Genomic DNA, 17256 nt, shown 5'->3' with positions numbered 1-17256 from the left:
TCGGATTTACCGCGCTGCATTTTCCAAAGGAATTTTCCATGGACAATAACGAAAAGAAACCCGGCCAACCCCAGCAGGGCGGCAAGGGTTCGAACGACGACAGCAAGCAGCCGCAGCAGCAGGGCGACAAGTCCAGGCAGGCCGGCGGCGACAAGTCGGACGATAAGTCGCGCCAGAACAAATAGGCGCACTCACAGCGCTACTGACCCGGCGCAATGCAGCGGCCGCTCCTCACGGGGCGGCCGCTGTCGTTTGGGGTGGGCCCAACCAGTCCCCCTCCCGCTCGCGGGGAGCCTGAGGCGTTCCCCAGGAACAGCGGTTGGGAGTGGGCACGCAGCCACGACAACCCAAGCCCCCCACACATCCATTTTCCTACACGCGCGAAATCTGCTCCATCACGCCGGATGAAAACATATCCTCCCAAGCAGCCCCGCGCCCTTCCGCCCCGGCGGCGGCGCATTCCCGCCTTTCATCCGGTGCCGCTCAGCCCGCGCAGCGATGGCTGGACGCATGAACGCCAGGCGCAGTTCATCGGCGTCCTGGCCGAAACCCGCTCCGTCCTTGCCGCCTGTCGCCGTATCTGCATGGGCCGCGAAAGCGCCTATCGCCTGCGCAAGCGGCCCGGCGCGGCGGGCTTTGCCGCGGCGTGGGATGCGGCGCTGGGCAAGCCGCACGAGCCCGTGGATCTCTCGTCTGCCAAGTCCACAGGGCTCGATGCGGGAACGCGTTTTCAGTCGGGCCGCCTGCAGGTGGTCATGGACGCCGGCAAATTCGTGGGAATCCGCCGCAAACCGGACCATTCGGCCCATCTCCAGCATCTCGCACGGCTCGACCGCGCCTGTGCCCACATCGACTGGAAGTGAGGAAAGTCACACTTTCTAAAACCCAAATGGGCGGTCCACGAAAGGCCACACTCGCGCGGCCCGCCGCCGGTTTGCCCGGCTATCTACCAGCCCCAGGCAGGCGGGGGCGGGCTTACCGGATCGCTGGCGTCGAATTCCACGCGGAACAGGCGGGTCGGGTCGTTGGCGCGGGTGAGCTGATAGGCGAAAGCCGCATCGCTCGCGCTCGCCGGGTCCACCTCGACGCGCCAGACATTGGTCAGCGACACGTCCAGCCCCTCGCGGGTGAACAGCGCGATGCTTTCGGCGTCCACGGGGAAGTCCTGCGCCCCCGCGCTGCCCGCCGCGTCGCTGGCGCCGCCATAGAACGTCACCGCATCCGCCGCGCCATCGGCATGGCGGTGAGCGTGCTTGAGGGTGAAGCGCGTGTCGGCGCCCGAGCCTGTGCGGGTGAGGATCCAGGTGCGGCTGCGGTTCCATCCGCCGTGGGCATCCTCGTCCGCCACGTGGAAGGCGATGGCGATCCTCTCGTCGCTGCAGTCGGCCCAATGCGCGATCATGGGCTTGCCCGCCCAGTCGGCATCGCGCGCATCCTGTGTGGCGAGGCTGCCCGCATAGGCCTTGCCGCAATGGCTCGACAGGGCATTCCAATAGGCCTCCTGCGGGCTGGCGGGCGCATCGGGCACGCTCGCACAGGCGGCGAGCAGGGAGGGAAGGGCGAGCGCGGCTGTCGCGGACAAGGGGATCTGCATGGCCGCGACCCTAGCCGCGGATGGCGCGCATGCAAAAGGGGCGGCGGGATAATCCCACCGCCCCCGTGCGGCCGGCTCTCGGAACTAGGAGGGGTTTGTCCGATGCGGCCTGAAAGGTTGCGAAGCTTAGGCTTCCGGTTCGTCCACCTCGGCATCGGCCGCAACGTCGGCTTCGGTGTCGGTCACCGGCGTATCGGCTTCGACGCTGGCGTCCGCATCGACATCGGCTTCGGTGTCGAGAGTGTCATCGACCGTGTCGGTGGTCGTGTCGACGGTATCGGTGGTCGTGTCCATGGTGTGGTCCATCGTATGGTCCATGGTGTCCGTGGTCGAATCGACCGTGCTGTCCATGCTGTCGATGGCTTCTTCGGTGGTCTGGACCGGCGGCGTCGTCTGGACGGTGGCGCTGGTGGTCGCATCGACATCGCCCGTTGCGGGCGAAACGATCTGGGCGCTGGCGGCGGTGGCGCCGGTCGTGGCGAGAAGGGCGGCTGCAAGAACTGTAAGCTTGGTCATAAATCTGGTCCCGTGGATTAGGATAGGAACCTCAATTACGGTTGCCGCAGACCCCGGCTCCCGCGGTTGCGCCGAAATGTGGCGGAATCTTGGCAGGGCGAGCCGGTTCATCTGCCGTTTAGCCCGCGTTCCCCTTTCGCCCCCGTTTTACAGGGCCGCTATTCCTTTGCCTCCGCCGCCTCGCGCCGCTAATCGCCACGCGATGACCCAGACACCCGACATCCACGCCAAGGCCGAAACCCTGATCGAGGCGCTGCCTTATTTCCAGCGCTATGCGGGCCGCAGCTTCGTCGTGAAATATGGCGGCAATGCCATGGGCGACGAACGCGCCGCGCGCGAATTCGCCGAAGACGTGGTGCTGCTCAAGGCAGTCGGTATCAATCCCGTCGTCGTCCACGGCGGCGGACCGCAGATCGGTGCCATGCTGGAAAAGCTGGGCGTGGAAACACGCTTCGTGGATGGACTGCGCGTCACCGACAAGCAGACCGCGGACGTTGCCGAAATGGTTCTGTCCGGCGCGATCAACAAGGCCATCGTGGGCTCCATCGCCCGCGCCGGCGGCAAGGCGATCGGCATTTCGGGCAAGGATGGCGGCCTCGTCACTGCCACCAAGCTGCAACGGACACACCGCGATCCTGACAGCAATATCGAAAAAGTGCTCGACCTCGGCTTCGTCGGCGAACCGTCGCGGGTCGATACCACGATCATCGAAACCGCAAACGGGGCGGGCATGATCCCGGTCGTCGCGCCGATCGGTGTCGGCGAAGATGGGCATACCTACAACATCAATGCCGATACCATGGCGGGCGCACTGGCTGCTGCCCTCGGCGCGGCAAGGCTGCTGTTGCTGACCGATGTTTCCGGGGTTCTCGACAAGCAGGGCAATCTGCTCACCGATCTTACCCCCGCCGACATCGCGGATCTGCGCGCCGACGGGACCATATCGGGTGGCATGATCCCGAAGCTGGAGACCTGCGTCCAGGCCGTCGAATCCGGCTGCGAGGCGGCAGTTGTGCTGGATGGCCGCGTGCCGCACGCCATGCTGCTCGAATTCTTCACCGCCCGCGGCGCCGGTACACTGGTCGCGAAAGGTCGGTAACCCGCTCGTCGGGGGTGGCGCGCTCCGTATTGCTCTTGTAGGACGCGCAACACGGCACAATTCCACGGGAACGCTCGACGAAATGCAGGCACTCAGCACCGTTTACCAGATCATCGCGATGCTCACCAACATCCTGGTGATGCTGATCATCATCCAGTTCATCATCGGGCTCTTGTTCGCCTTCAACGTGGTGAACCGATCGAACGATTTCCTCGCCAGCTTCTACATGGCGATCAACCGGTTCCTCGAACCGGTCTTGCGGCCGATCCGGAACATTCTTCCCAATACCGGCGCGATCGACTTCTCGCCGCTCGTCCTGATCATCCTGCTGAACGTCGTCCTGATCGTTCTCGGAAATGTGATCCACGGCTGATGACTGCAGAGGTTATCGACGGGAAAGCCTTCGCCGCGCAATTGCGCGAACGTGTCGGCGTCCAGGCTGCTAAGTTCGAAGAGCAGGCGGGCCGCAAGGCGGGGCTCGCCGTGGTGTTGGTGGGGGAAGACCCGGCAAGCCAGGTCTATGTGCGCAGCAAGCACAAGGCGACCGTTGCGGCCAACATGGAAAGCTTCGAACATCGTCTGCCCGCGGACACATCCGACGCCGACCTGCTCGCACTGGTCGAGCGGCTGAATACCGATCCAGCGGTCGACGGGATACTCGTCCAACTGCCCTTGCCCGGCCATCTCGATGAACAGGCAGTCATTGCCGCTATCAGCCCGGACAAGGACGTCGACGGGTTTCATGTCATCAATGCCGGCCGGCTGGCTGTTGGGCAGACCGGGTTCGTGCCCTGTACACCACTGGGCTGCATGATGCTGCTTGCCGATCGGCTGGGCGACCTGTCCGGCCTCGAAGCAGTGGTGATCGGGCGCTCGAACATCGTCGGCAAGCCCATGGCGCAATTGCTGCTCGATGCGAATGCTACCGTGACCATCGCCCATAGCCGGACCAAGGATCTGCCCGGCGTGGTTCGCCGCGCGGACATCGTTGTCGCTGCCGTCGGTAGACCCGAGATGGTCAAGGGCGACTGGCTCAAGGACGGGGCGACAATTATCGATGTCGGCATCAATCGACTTCCGCCAGAGCCCGGATCTGATAAAGGCCGGCTGGTGGGCGATGTCGATTATGCGGCGGCACGGAATGTCGCATCCGCAATTACCCCCGTCCCGGGAGGAGTGGGGCCGATGACCATTGCAGTGCTGCTGCGCAACACGCTGGTTGCCGCTCATCGCAATGAAGGGCTGGACCTCCCGGAAGGCGCATTGTGAGAATTGCCGCGGTCCTGCTTGCTCTGGGTGTTGCCGGCTGCGCCGGAGGTTCCGGAGATTACTATTCGCGGTTGTTGAAGCCGGTCGCCAATCCCTCAAGGGTTGTCGCCGCCGAACTCGCTTTTGCAAGAGCGGCGCAGGACAAGGGGCAGTGGACCGCGTTTCGCGATTATGCACATGACGAAGCCGTCATGTTCGTGCCGGAACCCGTTATTGCTCGTGACTGGCTTAAGGGGCGTGATAACCCCGCACAGGCGGTGAAGTGGCAGCCTCACCACGTATGGTCGAGTTGTGATGGATCACTGGCAGTGACACGCGGCGCGTGGCAACGCGCCGATGGTACCACCGGCTATTTCACGACTGTCTGGCAACGCCGTGCCGACGGTGAATATCGCTGGAAACTGGATCAGGGCGATACGCTCGAAACGCCGCTGGAAGCGCCCGAATTCGTGCGCACGGATATCGCCGATTGTCCCGACAGGGGCATGGCGGCGGAACTGCGCAATCAGGCCGAGCAGTCACGCCCGGCAGGAGGCGGCACCTATTTCGATCAGGTAAGTGGCGACAGCAGCCTGTTTCTTACCTTCGTCGTATCGCCCGATCTGTCACGCCACTGGAAGCTGATGTTGTACAAGGACGGTTCGATGATCGATGCCATGGCCGGTAGCGTCAGCGCGCCGCGGGACGAATGACATGACAGCATTGTTCTTCTCTGCCTTCATCACGCTCTTCGTCGTGATCGATCCTCCGGGCTGCGCCCCGATCTATGCCGGATTGACCAAGGGCGCGACCGCTGCCGAGCGCCGGAATATGGCCATCCGCGCGAGTGGTATCGCCTTGGTGATTCTGCTGGTCTTTGCGCTCTTCGGCGAAGATCTCCTCGGGGCTCTGCATATCGAGCTCGACAGCTTTCGTATTGCAGGTGGACTGATGCTGTTCTGGATCGCCTTCGAGATGGTCTTTGAAAAACGCACGCAGCGGCGCGAGGATCGGGCTCAGAAAGTTGCCGCGACGCCCGAAGTAGAAGACGTTTCGGTCTTTCCCATGGCGATACCCATGCTGGCCGGACCAGGCGCCATTGCCGCCATCATGCTGTTGATGAACGAAGCGCGCGGCTTGCAGCAGGATCTGGTCGTACTGGCTGCGCTTGCCGCAGTTCTGGCCATTACCATGATCGCGCTGATGGCCGCCGGACCGATCATGCGGTTGTTCGGTGACAAGGTGGAGGCGGCGATTACCCGCGTGCTGGGCGTGCTGCTATCGGCCCTGGCAGCGCAATATGTCATTGACGGCTTGCGCAACAGCTTCAGCATCTGAAGCGCTATTGCAAGGTGACGATTTCGTCTCCGTCATCGCGCAGGGCGAAGAACTGCATGAGCTGGATCATCAACTCGCAGCGCTGAGCGAGGTTGGGAGCTTCGAGAAGCGCCTGTTTGCTGGCCGCGTCGAACGGTGCGATCTGGGCTACGCCGTTGATCAATGTTTCGTCGTCGAGCCGCTCGACCGAATCCCAGTCCACCGAATAACCCTGCATGTCCGCAAAACGCCGAGCTTCGAATTCGAAACCGGCCCGTTCGACGCTGGACAGGACTTCGTCCTCGGCATCGTCGATTATTTCCGCCTCGATCTGACGGAAGCTGGTCCGAACATCCAGTTCGCGCACAAGGCGAAACCGCGTCTCACCATCGAGAACGATGTTATAACGACCGTCCTCCAGCGCTTCGACATCGCCGATCCGCCCCAGACAGCCGATATCGTAAAGCGGGGCGCCATCTTTCGACTGCTGCGGCTGGATCATCCCGATCAGGCGATCTTTAGCAAGCGCACTCCCGACAAGATCGCGATAGCGCGGCTCGAAGATGTGAAGCGGCAATTGCAGGCCGGGAAACAGGATAGCGCCTGGCAGCGGAAAAATGGGGATGCGGATGATCGACCCCCTATCCAAAAAGGATCTTGGAAAGGCGGCGCCGGGTGGCGACTACCCAGGGATCCTCCAGCCCGACCGCTTCAAAAATCTGCAGCAGCTTTGTTCTGGAAGCGCCATCGTTCCATTCCCGGTCGGCTTCGAACATGGCAAGCAGCTCATCAGCCGCCGCATCGCGATGGCCTGCTGCAAAGGCTGCCTCTGCGTAATCAAAGCGGGCTTGCATGTCCCCGCCTGCCGCGGCTTCCTTCAGGGCTGTAAGTTCACCTTCGTCAACTCTGTTGCCCGCCAGTTCCAGCGCGCTCCTGGCCTGCTCGATCTGCGGATCGGTAGCGATCGCAGGATTGGTCTCGGCCGCCGATAACGCCGCCTGAGCCTGTTCCACATGTCCTGCCTGGACCAGCGAACGAACGAGGCCCGCATGGGCTGCCGCATTGTCGGGAGCCATCTGCAGAACCTGGTCGAAAATACCGGCTGCCCGCTCGGCATCTCCATCGGCCAGGATCTGTTCGGCCATCGTGACGAATTGGGAAACGTCCTGCTCCGGCTTGGCGTCCTGCGCGGCACCCGCTTCTATCGGCAATTGCGACAGGATCTGATCCAGCGTCTGCTTCATCTGCGTTTCGCTACGTGCATTGGTCAGGTCGGCGACCGGCTGCCCCTGAAACAGCGCGTACACGGTCGGTATGGACTGCACCTGGAACTGGGCGGCGATGAACTTTTCTTCATCGACATCGATTTTCTTCAGCACCACGCCCTTGTCGGCATACTCACCGGCAACCTTTTCGAGCATCGGAGCCAAGGCCTTGCATGGCCCACACCATTCAGCGTGAAAATCGAGGATCACGAGCTTGGTCATCGACGGTTCGACGACTTCGGTCTTGAAGCGTTCGACCGCCTTCTGCTCATCCATGCTCAGGCCCATGCTCGCCACGTAAGTCCACCTTTCAACTGAAAACCTATCCGCCCCATGTGGGCATTGCGGAGCAAATGTGAAGAAGGAGATGCCACCCTGCAAGCTGCGTAAAAAATCTGCAAATTTCGGCTTGCGGGACTCGTGGACCGCTGCTAGTTGGCCGCCTCCCCACCGGGCCATACGGTTTCGGTAGCGCCAGTGAGCGGGCGTAGCTCAGGGGTAGAGCACAACCTTGCCAAGGTTGGGGTCGGGCGTTCGAATCGCCTCGCCCGCTCCATTTTCTCCGGATATTCGAGACATAACTCATGCGCGTGCGCGTTTGATGCAGTGCTATGCCGGCGGTGGTGAGCCGCCGACGTTACGTTCGCGCACTTCAATCTGGATCAGGCTGGACGTGTGGGACGATCATCGTGGACTACGGTGGTCGTAGCCTCGGCCTTTCCTTCTGCTCGCGCCGCTTTGATTTCGGCATCATGAGCACGGTCCCGTTCTCGCCATACGCCGACCTGGCCACGAACCTGACCATAAGCAAAAACCATGAGCAACCCGCCGATCACGGCCAGGTTCTTAAGTGCCATTGCCGCCTGTGCCTGATCGGTTACCCGTTCGTGGAAGAACAAAGTGGCCAGTGCCGTGAAAACAATCAATGCGACGCTGGCGATACGGGTCATGAAGCCGCTTGCCAGAACCAGGCCGGCAACGATCTCGAACACGCCGACGGCGAGCGCCAAGCTGCCGGGGAAGGGCGATTCCGCTTCCATGTAGGCTGCCGTGCCTGCCGGATCCATAACCTTGCCGAGCCCGGCGAAGACGAACAGTGCGCCGAGCAGTATGCGCCCGATGAGCGCCGCGATGGTAGCCATTGATGCTTCTCCCCTTGGATATGGTTTGAAAGCACCTGAGGGTATGTGGTTCCCTACTCTTCTACCGCAAAGGTTAGTGCGGCGTGCTCCCGCAGGCGTTCGACCAGTGCTTCGCCCAGGAATGCCCCCGGCGTGCCCACACCCCCTTTGGCGTCGCTCGTAAGCAGTGCGATCCCGGTTTCGGCGAGCATGCGGCTGGTTGAACCATAGCCGGGATCGTATCGGCCTTTCACGCCATAGTGCAGGCGCTGGCCATCCGGCCATTCGCCGATGAACACGATGTCGTAATGACCGTTTTCGCGTTCTTCCTTGCTCGGTCCCTCACCGGGTTTGGGTGGCTTGGCGCCGAACGGGTTCTTGAGCATGTCTACCACAGCATTGGCAGCGGCCTTGCCCGCTTCGCCAGGACTGGTGAGCATCATTTCGTCGTAACGAAAATCTTTGCCATAGGGGTGGCCGAGTAGGAAGTTGGTGCGGTGGACGTTCTTGGTATTGATCGTCGCCATGATGAAGGGAGCGGCCCATTTGCCCAGATCGTCTTCGTAATGAGGGATCATTCCGCCGGGCTGGTCAGGGCCATCGAAGTCCGGCGTCAGGCCGAAGGGATTATTGAGTACCTTGATGATGCCCGGGTTTCTTGCGGCGGCCTTCATTGTCGCAGTCAGGCTGGCTGCGGTTCCGCCGGAAAAGGTGCCTTGCATGCTGCGTACGCGGCCGCGAACGCGCGGCGCAGGCGAGCCATGGCGGGAGATACCTTCCTTTTGTAGCATGAGAACACCCAGGTCGAAGGGTATGGAATCGAAGCCGGACGAGAAGGTAATCCTCGAACCGGATTTCCCGGCCGCTACATGATGAAGGTCGATCTGCTCCCGCATCCAGGCCGGTTCGCCGCAGAGATCGGCGTAATCCGTGCCCGTTGCCACACAGGCTGCCACCAGTGCGTCGCCATATAACTGATAAGGGCCAACGGTCGTCAGGATGACCTTGGCCCTTTTGCACATCGCTTCGAGACTGGTTCTGTCATCGGCGTCGGCAACGACCAGCGGGATGGTTTCAGGTGCCCCGATCTCGTCGCGGACAGCCTCCAGCTTGCTCAAGCTGCGGCCGGCCATCGCCCATTTGGGGCCATCGACGGTCGAGCCGTATTCGCGCAAGAAATGCTCTGCAACCAGGCGTCCCGTATAGCCCGTGGCGCCATAGACGATGATGTCGAATTCACGATCTGCCATAACACTTCTCTCCTCGGCCGGCATGATTGCGCGTGCCCGAAGGGAGAGTCAAAGACGCAGCGTCAGGGCCGCTTTGCCTAAAGCCGAGGCAGCGTCACCCCGCGCTGGCCCATGTATTTGCCGGCACGATCCTTATAGCTCGTTTCGCAGCGTTCATTCCCTTTAAGGAACAGGAATTGGCACGCCCCTTCGTTCGCGTAGATTTTTGCTGGCAGGGGCGTGGTGTTCGAGAACTCCAGGGTCACATGGCCTTCCCAGCCCGGTTCCAGCGGTGTCACGTTCACGATGATCCCGCACCGGGCATAGGTGCTCTTGCCGAGACAGATGACGAGAACATCCTCCGGTACGCGGAAATATTCGACCGTCCGGGCGAGCGCGAAACTGTTGGGCGGGATCACGCAGATGTCGGTTTCGCGATCGACGAAGCTGTTGCTCGCGAAATCCTTGGGATCGACCACCGCAGAATCGACGTTGGTGAAAATCTTGAATTCGGGAGCAACGCGCGCATCGTAGCCGTAGCTCGAGAGGCCGTAACTGATCACGCCTTCGCGACGCTGCGCTTCGACGAAAGGCTCGATCATGCCTTCGTTCTGCGCTTTGTCTCGGATCCACTTATCGGAAAGAATCGCCATACGGGGACGATTCCCCAGCCGCCGCCATTGGGCAAGCGGCCGGGGCGATTTATCCGCCTTTAGCTGGCAAGAAGGGTAGCGTTTCCGCCCGCCGCCGTCGTGTCAACGCACACCACGCGTTCCGTCGCGAAGCGCTGGACGTAATGCGGGCCACCGGCCTTCGGACCCGTACCGGACAGTCCTTCGCCGCCGAAGGGCTGACTTTCGACGACCGCGCCGATCTGGTTGCGGTTCACATAGAAATTGCCGACCTTGACCCGCGCTTCGACAAAGGCACGGGTCTCGTCGTTGCGGCTGTGAAGACCCATAGTTAGGCCGAAACCGGTGGAATTGATGTCTTCGATCACCCGCTCGAGATCGGCCGCACGGTATCGAACGACGTGGAGAATCGGACCGAAATTTTCTCGCTTGAGGTCGAGGATCGAATCCATCTCGATGATCGTGGGGGCCACGAAGCAGCCGGCGTTGGCACCGCGATGCAGGCGGCGACGCCACACCGGGCGGCCACCCTTCTTGCGGCGAGCGATATGACGTTCGAGCGAAGACTTCGCATCCGGATCGATTACTGGGCCGACATCGGTCGCCAGATGTTCCGGATTGCCGATCGTCAGAGCTTCGAAACCGCCGCGGATCATACGCAGCATTTCGTCGTACACATCGTCTTGAATGTACAGAACACGCAGTGCCGAACAGCGCTGTCCAGCGCTTTGGAAGGCCGATGCGACGACATCGCGCGTGACCTGTTCGGGCAAGGCCGTGGAATCGACGATCATGGCATTCTGACCGCCAGTTTCGGCAATCAACGTCGCGATAGGCCCATCACGCGACGCGAGGCTGCGATTGATGGCCTGTGCCGTCTGGGTCGAGCCGGTAAAGGCAACGCCCGCAATGCGTGCATCCGACGTTATCATCTCGCCGACCTCGCCCGCTCCGGGGAGCAGCTGGAACGCTTCCTCAGGGATGCCGGCCTCGTGACAAAGGCGCACGGCCAGTGCGGCAATCAAGGGGGTCTGTTCGGCAGGCTTGGCGACGACAGTGTTGCCTGCTGCCAGCGCAGCCGCAGGTGTGCCGATGAAGATGGCGAGCGGGAAGTTCCATGGACTGATGCAGGAAAAAACGCCGCGACCATGCAGGCTCAGCCGGTTTTCTTCGCCGGTGGGTCCGGGAAGAATAATGGGGCGAGTGAACTGACGCCGCGCTTCGTTGGCGTAAAACCGCAGGAAGTCGACTGCTTCGCGCAGTTCCAGAACGGCATCCATCAGTGTCTTGCCGGCTTCACGCTGACACAGGCTGAGGAAATCGTCGGTGTGCTCTTCGAACAGGTCTGCTGCAGCTTCGAGCAGGACGGCGCGCTTTTCGCCGCCGAGCCGGTCCCACCCCGGCTGGATCGCCTGGGCACGCGTGATTGCCTCTTCCACTTCGAAGTCGAGCGTGTCGCGCCGTGTGCCGACTTCCGCAGTCAGATCGTGCGGCTTGTTGATAGGCGCGATTTCCGCTTCGGAACCCGACTTGAACGTGGGCTCGGCAACCCAGTGCTTGTTTTCGAGTTCGGCCAACCGTTCCTGCAAAGGCTCGAGTACGAGAGGATCGGACAGGTCGATCCCTGCCGAATTGCGACGGTCCGCGAAGATGTCGGCTGGCAGGGGGATGGTCGGATTACGGTATGGTTCGAGTGCCGCCATGTCGGCTACGGGATCGGTGGCCAAGTCGCTTGCCGGCACTTCTGCATCCGCCATACGGTTGACGAACGAGCTGTTGGCGCCGTTTTCGAGCAATCGCCGTACGAGATAGGCGAGCAGGTCCTTGTGCGTGCCGGTAGGCGCGTAAATACGTACGCTCGTGCGCTTGTTGCCTTCCATCTGCGCCAATGCACCGTACACATCCTCGCCCATGCCATGCAGGCGCTGGAATTCGAGGGGCTTTTCGCCTGCAAGCGCCTTGATTGCGCCGATGGTGTAGGCGTTATGCGTTGCAAACGCCGGATACATTGCATCGTCGGCCGCGAGCATTTTTTCCGCACAGGCAAGGTAGCTGACATCCGTGCCCAGTTTGCGGGTAAACACCGGAAAATCCTTGAAGCCGCCAACATGGCTAAGCTTGATCTCAGTGTCCCAATAAGCCCCCTTCACGAGCCGGACGAAGAACTTGCGGTCATGCTTTCGAGCGAGGCGGGCAACCCAGTCGACCATCGGAACGCCGCGTTTCTGATAGGCTTGAATGGCGAGGCCGAAACCTTCCCAACGGCTGCCGTCCGGCCGGGTGAAGAGACTGTCATCACGTGCCAAGGCTTCGATGAGATCCATCGAAAGTTCGAGCCGGTCGGCTTCTTCTGCGTCGATCGTGAAATGGATGTTCGCATCGCGTGCGGCCGTGGCGAGATCGCGTACGATCGGCAGCAAATCGGCAATCGCGAGATCTGCGTGGAGGAAGGTGTACTTCGGGTGCAGTGCCGAAAGCTTGACCGATATACCAGGCGAAGTGCGGACATCTCCTGTCGCTTCGCGGACCAGCCGGTCGATCGCCTTGTGGTAATTGACGCGATAGCGTTCGGCATCGTCGTAGGTCATCGCCGCTTCACCAAGCATGTCGAAGCTGTGCGTCAGGCCCTTTGCACGTTCTGGCTTGGCACGCTTGAGCGCTTCGTCGATCGTGCGACCATAGACAAACTGCCCGCCCAGAATGCGCATGGCTTGCAAGGTGGCCGTGCGGATCACGGGTTCGCCAAGCCGATTGACCGCACGCTTGAGCGTCTTGCCCATCCCCTTCTGCGCTTCTTCGGGGCGCTCGAGAACCTCTCCCGTCAGCATCAGCGAGAATGTAGCTGCGTTAACGAAGGTGGACGAACTTTCGCCCATATGCTCCGCCCAATCGATGTGACCTATCTTGTCCCGGATCAATGCATCGGCCGTCGCCGCATCCGGCACACGCAGCAGAGCTTCGGCGAGGCACATCAGCGCTACGCCTTCTTCCGTCGCCAGACCATATTGCTGCAGGAATGCATCGATCCCACTGGCTTTGCGCTTGCGCGCGTCCTCGATCAGCCGGATGGCTATCTGCGCTGCTTCCGCGTGTTTGGCGCTTGCGCCGGATGCCTGTGCCATGCGTTCCGCGACACAGGTATTTTCTTCCGCTCGGTAAGCTTCGCGAACGGACTGGCGGGAGATGGGGGACAGGCGGACAGGATCGTGCAGGGCCATACGACTCCGAAAGGAAAGGAGGATTAAAGCAAGCCCCTTGGACCTGCCGTGTTTCCCTTACAAGCTTTGTGAAACGTCCTTGTTCCGTAGCGGCTTATGAGGTTTGGGCCGCAAACCAGTCTGCAACCGCCTGCTGGGCGGCAACGGGCAGATGGAGACCGAGTTTGCTGCGTCTCCACAATACGTCTTGCGCCGTACGAGCGTATTCGGCGTCCACAAGGTATTGCAATTCGGCCTCATAGAGATTTCCGCCCATGTGCGCTCCAAGCTCCCCAAGTGAGCCGGCCGAGCCGATGACGGCTTCAATCCGCGTACCGTAGGCGCGTGCAAGGCGAAGGAGCATTTCCGGCGGTAGCCATTCATAGCGTTCGCTAATGCGCCACAGGAAGGCTGCAAAATCGCCATCCGGCATGTCTCCGCCTGGTAGCGGGGCGTCAGCGGTCCAGGCTTTTCCGGGCAGGGCCAGCACTCTCCCAAGCTTTTCCAGCGCATGTTCTGCAAGCTTGCGGTACGTTGTGATCTTGCCGCCGTATACCGAGAGGATCGGTGCGCCGCCTTCGTTATCGAGTTCGAAGACATAATCACGGGTTACAGTGGAGTTGCTGGCGGCATGATCTTCGTAGAGCGGACGTACGCCAGAGTAGGACGACACAATCTCGTCTTCCGTAATCGCACTGGAAAAATATCGCGAAGCCGCCTCGATTAGATACGCGATTTCCTTTGGAGAAATGGCCACGTCATCGAGATCGCCTTCGTACAGGAGATCGGTGGTGCCGATCAGTGTGAAATCCCGTTCATATGGTATGGCGAAGACGATCCGCCCGTCCGGTTGCTGGAAGATATAGGCATGATCTCCGGCAAACCGACGCGAAAGGATTATGTGGCTGCCCTTCACCAGTCGCAAGTGCGCTGGCGTTCCTTGCCCGAGCGCGGTCACGGCGACCCGGTCGACAAAGGGGCCGGCCGCATTGACGACAGCCTGCGCAGTTATGCTGCGTACCCCCGACCCGCATCGCAGATGCGCAGTCCAGTTGCTCGCATTACGTTCCAGACCGGTGCATTCGGTACGAACCCAGATTTCGGCGCCTCGCTCCTCCGCATCCTTCGCCGTCAGCACGACCAGGCGAGAATCTTCCACCCAGCAATCCGAATATTCGAAACCGGACTTCAGCCGCCCCTGGAGGGTATTGCGGTGGGGAGCGACGCGCAAATCGACGCTCCTGCTCTTCGGCAGGCTCGTTCGGCCGCCGATCCGATCGTAAAGGGCAAGACCCAGGCGCAGCATCCATTTCGGGCGCATGCTGGGCTCGTGCGGCATCACGAAACGCAAGGGCCAGATGATATGCGGCGCATTGCGAAGCAGCACTTCGCGTTCGCGCAGGGATTCTGCGACCAGTCGGAATTCGTAGTGCTCGAGATAGCGCAAGCCGCCATGCACCAGCTTGGTGCTGGCGGAAGATGTATGCGATGCCAGATCGTCCTTCTCGACAAGTACGACCTTCAGGCCGCGCCCTGCAGCATCCCGCGCGATGCCGGCGCCGTTGATCCCGCCGCCGATGACGAGGAGGTCGTAGCTATCGGTCATCCCTGCCGAAACAACCGCCCTGCAACTGCGTCGAGCTTGGCAAGTACAGCCTTGTCATGTCTTTCGGGCGCGGTGATGACAGCGTCGGTCAGGGCATGATCGATGGGGGACGGGCTGCGTTTCTTCGGCAGGCCTTTGCAAAAAGCTTCGATCGCTTTCCTTGCCAGTTTCGCGTTGCCGCGCATCTGCTCGACCACCTGTGCAACGTCCACCGTCGCGGCATCGTCCTTCCAGCTGTCGTAGTCGGTAACCATGGCCAGAAGGGCATAGGGCAGTTCCGCTTCGCGAGCGAGCCGGGCTTCGGGCATGGCCGTCATTCCGATCACTTCGGCACCCCAATGCCGATACAGGCGGCTTTCGGCACGAGTTGAAAACTGCGGGCCCTCGATAGCGACATAAGTCGCGCCCTGCGCACATTCACCGCCAGCGGTGGCAACGGCCTTTGCAGCGTGTTTCGACAGCCGTGGGCACACCGGGTCGGCCATCGACACATGGGCAACGAATCCATCTCCGAAGAAGCTCGATGGGCGCCCGCGGGTGTTGTCGATGAACTGATCGATGGTGACGAACCGGCCCGGAGAAAGTTCTTCCGAAAGTGATCCGACTGCGCTCACGGCAAGGATGTCGGTGCAGCCTGCGCGTTTCAGCGCATCGATGTTCGCATGCGCATTGACGGTAGAAGGGGCCAGACGGTGCCCGCGTCCGTGCCGCGGCAGAAAGCGGACGCGGACATGCCCGATCTTGCCGCACAGGATTTCATCGGAGGGCTCGCCCCAAGGCGATTGAACTGGAATCCATTGCGCATCTTCAAGGGCATCCATGGCATAGAGCCCCGATCCCCCGATGATGCCGATCGTCCAATCGCTCATGAGTTTTCTTCGTCTCGCATAATCCCGACCATCGCTAACGGGTGGGCCTTGCGACCTTTTGTGTCCAGCCCTTTAGCGGTTGATGACGTCCCTGCTCATCGGTGCCAGCTTGGACAGGAAACGGTTCTGGGCAGCGAACGGCACATCCTGTTCCCGCATCGCCTGCTGGAGGTTCTCGACTATTGCATTGAGATCAGCCTTGCGCGAGCCAAGCCCTTCGTGAGAGCTTTTCATATCGCGTCCGGTATAGTCGCAGCCAGCGTTCAGGATGTAACAGAACTGTTCGAAAATCGTGCGCCGCAATCGGACTTCGTCGTGGCCGGCGAATATGCCCTGAATGCGCGGATCGGCGAAATTGATCTCGACGAACCTTTCGGCGATCTGGCGGATTCCGTCACGGCCACCGAACGTGTCAGCCATGTCAGTGCCTGTGAATGGATTGGCGCCGGCGTTTTCGTTCTTCTGTTCGTAAGGTTCGACGGGAATTTCCCCGGTTGCAGGATCGCGTTCGACCTCTTCGACGCCGAATTCGGCATCCCAGTCGACATTTTCTGCAGGAGCTTGCTGCATGAGCAAAAGCGAGAGGGTGGCAGTGAGCAACATGGGCATAACTCCTAGAATGCGACCTGCGCCTGCAGAAATGCGCCGCGCTGACCCGTGAATGTCGCGATCGAGCCAAGATCGGCATATGCTGCGGCCACGGTCAGATTGTCGCTGGGCGCATAGGCGGCAAAGACATCGAACCAGTCGCCTTCGCCAAGGCCGAGATTGTCCGGCTTGGTGCGGAACTCGGTCCCCAGAACGAAGCGACGGGAAAACTGATAAGCGACAGCGCCCTCGAACTGGACCGCGTAACTGTCGTCTGAAACGCTGCCGAACCCCAGCAAGCCGTTCTGATTGGCCTTTGTCAGCCGCGCCGTCGTATTGACCAGCACGCTGTGGCTGAGAAAAAGCTTGGTCGCGCTCAACGTAACATCGACACCTTCGTCATGCGCTGCCCCCACTGCGCTCGCGACGGCGCCGTCGAGACTGCGTTTATACTGTGCGCCCACAGCGACCTGAGGGACCATTGTATTGCCGTAGACGACGTCACCGAACAGTCTGACCTTGGCGCCGAATACATCCTGATTGAGCATATAGCCCTGTCCAATGCCGAGCGCGGCACCGACATCCTGCGTGTCGAAATTCTGTCGTGCGTAGCTCAGTTCGATCCTGTCGGCGATTCCCAGCGCCACCCCATGCGACTGATAGAAGAAGTCCGGCAGAAGCACTGCCGTCACATGAGCCTGAACGCCCACGCCGCGTGTTTCCTGCCGTCCTGCGATGGTCGCCCAGTTCGAAATGCCGCCACCACTCGCACCATCGACAGCGCTGACCGCGTTGGTCAGCAGCAGTTTGGCATTGTATTCCGGGAAGGTTCCGGCCTGGTCGACAGTTTGCGTATCCGAAGGCACTTCCTGAGCGCAGAGCGACATCGGCAGCAGAGCGAGAGGCGCCACCATCAAGCAGGCGGCAAAGCGATTGAAAACAGGGGTCATGCGCAATTGATGGCAGGATGTGGTG

General features: G+C 61.1%; 19 protein-coding genes and 1 tRNA gene. 8 read left to right on the top strand and 12 right to left on the bottom strand.

Going from position 1 to position 17256, the window contains the following annotated elements; all coding sequences use genetic code 11:
- Nucleotides 1-38: 38 nt before the first annotated feature.
- Nucleotides 39-185 (top strand): hypothetical protein, encoded by a 147-nt coding sequence (locus K3177_RS00875; protein WP_158246638.1) that lies wholly within the window; start codon nt 39-41, stop codon nt 183-185.
- Nucleotides 186-404: 219 nt separating this feature from the next.
- Nucleotides 405-863: a hypothetical protein gene (locus K3177_RS00870; protein ID WP_221596403.1), complete on the top strand. Its 459-nt coding sequence runs from the start codon at nt 405-407 to the stop codon at nt 861-863.
- Between the two features lie 83 nt (nt 864-946).
- On the opposite strand, the gene K3177_RS00865 is transcribed toward K3177_RS00870, so the two are convergent.
- Together K3177_RS00865 and K3177_RS00860 are read right to left on the bottom strand one after the other, a co-directional pair.
- Nucleotides 947-1594: a hypothetical protein gene (locus K3177_RS00865; protein ID WP_221596402.1), complete on the bottom strand. Its 648-nt coding sequence runs from the start codon at nt 1592-1594 to the stop codon at nt 947-949.
- 126 nt (nt 1595-1720) lie between these two features.
- Complete coding sequence (locus tag K3177_RS00860; protein WP_221596400.1) at nt 1721-2110, bottom strand: hypothetical protein; 390 nt, start codon at nt 2108-2110, stop codon at nt 1721-1723.
- Between the two features lie 202 nt (nt 2111-2312).
- Between K3177_RS00860 and argB the strand changes: the two genes are divergently transcribed.
- The 5 genes from argB to K3177_RS00835 all read left to right on the top strand — a co-directional run bounded on the left by argB (nt 2313) and on the right by K3177_RS00835 (nt 5795).
- Entirely contained in the window at nt 2313-3209 is an 897-nt protein-coding gene (gene argB, locus K3177_RS00855) for an acetylglutamate kinase (RefSeq protein WP_103024089.1), read from the top strand.
- Between the two features lie 82 nt (nt 3210-3291).
- On the top strand, nt 3292-3582 hold the full coding sequence (locus tag K3177_RS00850; protein WP_103024090.1) for a YggT family protein: 291 nt from the start codon (nt 3292-3294) through the stop codon (nt 3580-3582).
- Entirely contained in the window at nt 3582-4478 is an 897-nt protein-coding gene (folD, locus tag K3177_RS00845) for a bifunctional methylenetetrahydrofolate dehydrogenase/methenyltetrahydrofolate cyclohydrolase FolD (RefSeq protein WP_221596398.1), read from the top strand. Before K3177_RS00850 ends, folD begins: the two co-directional genes overlap by 1 nt.
- Entirely contained in the window at nt 4475-5170 is a 696-nt protein-coding gene (locus K3177_RS00840) for a Cif family virulence factor (protein WP_345725330.1), read from the top strand. The genes folD and K3177_RS00840 overlap by 4 nt, the downstream gene beginning before the upstream one ends.
- Nucleotide 5171: 1 nt before the next feature.
- Nucleotides 5172-5795 carry a MarC family protein gene (locus K3177_RS00835; RefSeq protein ID WP_103024092.1) on the top strand — a complete coding sequence of 208 codons (624 nt, stop codon included), beginning with the start codon at nt 5172-5174 and terminating at the stop codon, nt 5793-5795.
- A gap of 4 nt (nt 5796-5799) precedes the next feature.
- Here K3177_RS00835 and K3177_RS00830 read toward each other — a convergent pair whose 3' ends face one another.
- On the bottom strand, nt 5800-6408 hold the full coding sequence (locus K3177_RS00830; protein WP_173830050.1) for an LON peptidase substrate-binding domain-containing protein: 609 nt from the start codon (nt 6406-6408) through the stop codon (nt 5800-5802).
- Nucleotides 6409-6415: 7 nt separating this feature from the next.
- Nucleotides 6416-7327, bottom strand: coding sequence for a tetratricopeptide repeat protein (locus tag K3177_RS00825; RefSeq protein ID WP_221597409.1), 912 nt, complete (start codon nt 7325-7327; stop codon nt 6416-6418).
- Nucleotides 7328-7520: 193 nt separating this feature from the next.
- On the opposite strand from K3177_RS00825, the gene K3177_RS00820 reads away from it, so the two are divergent.
- Nucleotides 7521-7595: transfer RNA gene (locus tag K3177_RS00820), tRNA-Gly, on the top strand.
- Between the two features lie 106 nt (nt 7596-7701).
- On the opposite strand, the gene K3177_RS00815 is transcribed toward K3177_RS00820, so the two are convergent.
- The 8 genes from K3177_RS00815 to K3177_RS00780 all read right to left on the bottom strand — a co-directional run bounded on the left by K3177_RS00815 (nt 7702) and on the right by K3177_RS00780 (nt 17231).
- On the bottom strand, nt 7702-8181 hold the full coding sequence (locus tag K3177_RS00815) for a DoxX family protein (RefSeq protein WP_103022207.1): 480 nt from the start codon (nt 8179-8181) through the stop codon (nt 7702-7704).
- Nucleotides 8182-8234: 53 nt separating this feature from the next.
- Nucleotides 8235-9410, bottom strand: a complete 1176-nt coding sequence (locus tag K3177_RS00810; RefSeq protein ID WP_221596396.1) for a saccharopine dehydrogenase family protein — start codon at nt 9408-9410, stop codon at nt 8235-8237.
- A 77-nt stretch (nt 9411-9487) separates the two neighbouring features.
- Nucleotides 9488-10042, bottom strand: coding sequence for a dCTP deaminase (dcd, locus tag K3177_RS00805; RefSeq protein ID WP_103022209.1), 555 nt, complete (start codon nt 10040-10042; stop codon nt 9488-9490).
- 59 nt (nt 10043-10101) lie between these two features.
- Nucleotides 10102-13239, bottom strand: a complete 3138-nt coding sequence (putA, locus tag K3177_RS00800; protein WP_221596394.1) for a bifunctional proline dehydrogenase/L-glutamate gamma-semialdehyde dehydrogenase PutA — start codon at nt 13237-13239, stop codon at nt 10102-10104.
- A 94-nt stretch (nt 13240-13333) separates the two neighbouring features.
- Nucleotides 13334-14824, bottom strand: a complete 1491-nt coding sequence (glpD, locus tag K3177_RS00795) for a glycerol-3-phosphate dehydrogenase (protein ID WP_221596392.1) — start codon at nt 14822-14824, stop codon at nt 13334-13336.
- Nucleotides 14821-15693, bottom strand: coding sequence for an S-methyl-5'-thioadenosine phosphorylase (gene mtnP / locus K3177_RS00790; RefSeq protein ID WP_221596391.1), 873 nt, complete (start codon nt 15691-15693; stop codon nt 14821-14823). The genes glpD and mtnP overlap by 4 nt, the downstream gene beginning before the upstream one ends.
- A 72-nt stretch (nt 15694-15765) precedes the next feature.
- Complete coding sequence (locus K3177_RS00785; protein ID WP_221596389.1) at nt 15766-16296, bottom strand: group I truncated hemoglobin; 531 nt, start codon at nt 16294-16296, stop codon at nt 15766-15768.
- 11 nt (nt 16297-16307) lie between these two features.
- The gene (locus K3177_RS00780; RefSeq protein WP_247714181.1) at nt 16308-17231 is read right to left on the bottom strand and encodes a DUF3034 family protein; all 924 of its coding nucleotides are present in this window, start codon (nt 17229-17231) and stop codon (nt 16308-16310) included.
- Between the last annotated feature and the right edge of the window lie 25 nt (nt 17232-17256).

Source organism: Qipengyuania pacifica (genome assembly GCF_019711555.1).
Lineage (GTDB): Bacteria > Pseudomonadota > Alphaproteobacteria > Sphingomonadales > Sphingomonadaceae > Qipengyuania > Qipengyuania pacifica.
Note: the sequence above shows the minus strand (reverse complement) of the source record. Positions and strands in the feature narration are given on the sequence as shown.

Excerpts from the sequence above, each read along its gene's own strand:
- K3177_RS00875 (WP_158246638.1), top strand. The coding sequence starts at position 39 with ATGGACAATAACGAAAAGAAACCCGGCCAACCCCAGCAGGGCGGCAAG.
- K3177_RS00870 (WP_221596403.1), top strand. The coding sequence starts at position 405 with ATGAAAACATATCCTCCCAAGCAGCCCCGCGCCCTTCCGCCCCGGCGG.
- K3177_RS00865 (WP_221596402.1), bottom strand. The coding sequence starts at position 1,594 with ATGCAGATCCCCTTGTCCGCGACAGCCGCGCTCGCCCTTCCCTCCCTG.
- K3177_RS00860 (WP_221596400.1), bottom strand. The coding sequence starts at position 2,110 with ATGACCAAGCTTACAGTTCTTGCAGCCGCCCTTCTCGCCACGACCGGC.
- argB (WP_103024089.1), top strand. The coding sequence starts at position 2,313 with ATGACCCAGACACCCGACATCCACGCCAAGGCCGAAACCCTGATCGAG.
- K3177_RS00850 (WP_103024090.1), top strand. The coding sequence starts at position 3,292 with ATGCAGGCACTCAGCACCGTTTACCAGATCATCGCGATGCTCACCAAC.
- folD (WP_221596398.1), top strand. The coding sequence starts at position 3,582 with ATGACTGCAGAGGTTATCGACGGGAAAGCCTTCGCCGCGCAATTGCGC.
- K3177_RS00835 (WP_103024092.1), top strand. The coding sequence starts at position 5,172 with ATGACAGCATTGTTCTTCTCTGCCTTCATCACGCTCTTCGTCGTGATC.
- K3177_RS00825 (WP_221597409.1), bottom strand. The coding sequence starts at position 7,327 with ATGGGCCTGAGCATGGATGAGCAGAAGGCGGTCGAACGCTTCAAGACC.
- K3177_RS00815 (WP_103022207.1), bottom strand. The coding sequence starts at position 8,181 with ATGGCTACCATCGCGGCGCTCATCGGGCGCATACTGCTCGGCGCACTG.
- K3177_RS00810 (WP_221596396.1), bottom strand. The coding sequence starts at position 9,410 with ATGGCAGATCGTGAATTCGACATCATCGTCTATGGCGCCACGGGCTAT.
- dcd (WP_103022209.1), bottom strand. The coding sequence starts at position 10,042 with ATGGCGATTCTTTCCGATAAGTGGATCCGAGACAAAGCGCAGAACGAA.
- putA (WP_221596394.1), bottom strand. The coding sequence starts at position 13,239 with ATGGCCCTGCACGATCCTGTCCGCCTGTCCCCCATCTCCCGCCAGTCC.
- glpD (WP_221596392.1), bottom strand. The coding sequence starts at position 14,824 with ATGACCGATAGCTACGACCTCCTCGTCATCGGCGGCGGGATCAACGGC.
- mtnP (WP_221596391.1), bottom strand. The coding sequence starts at position 15,693 with ATGAGCGATTGGACGATCGGCATCATCGGGGGATCGGGGCTCTATGCC.
- K3177_RS00785 (WP_221596389.1), bottom strand. The coding sequence starts at position 16,296 with ATGTTGCTCACTGCCACCCTCTCGCTTTTGCTCATGCAGCAAGCTCCT.
- K3177_RS00780 (WP_247714181.1), bottom strand. The coding sequence starts at position 17,231 with ATGACCCCTGTTTTCAATCGCTTTGCCGCCTGCTTGATGGTGGCGCCT.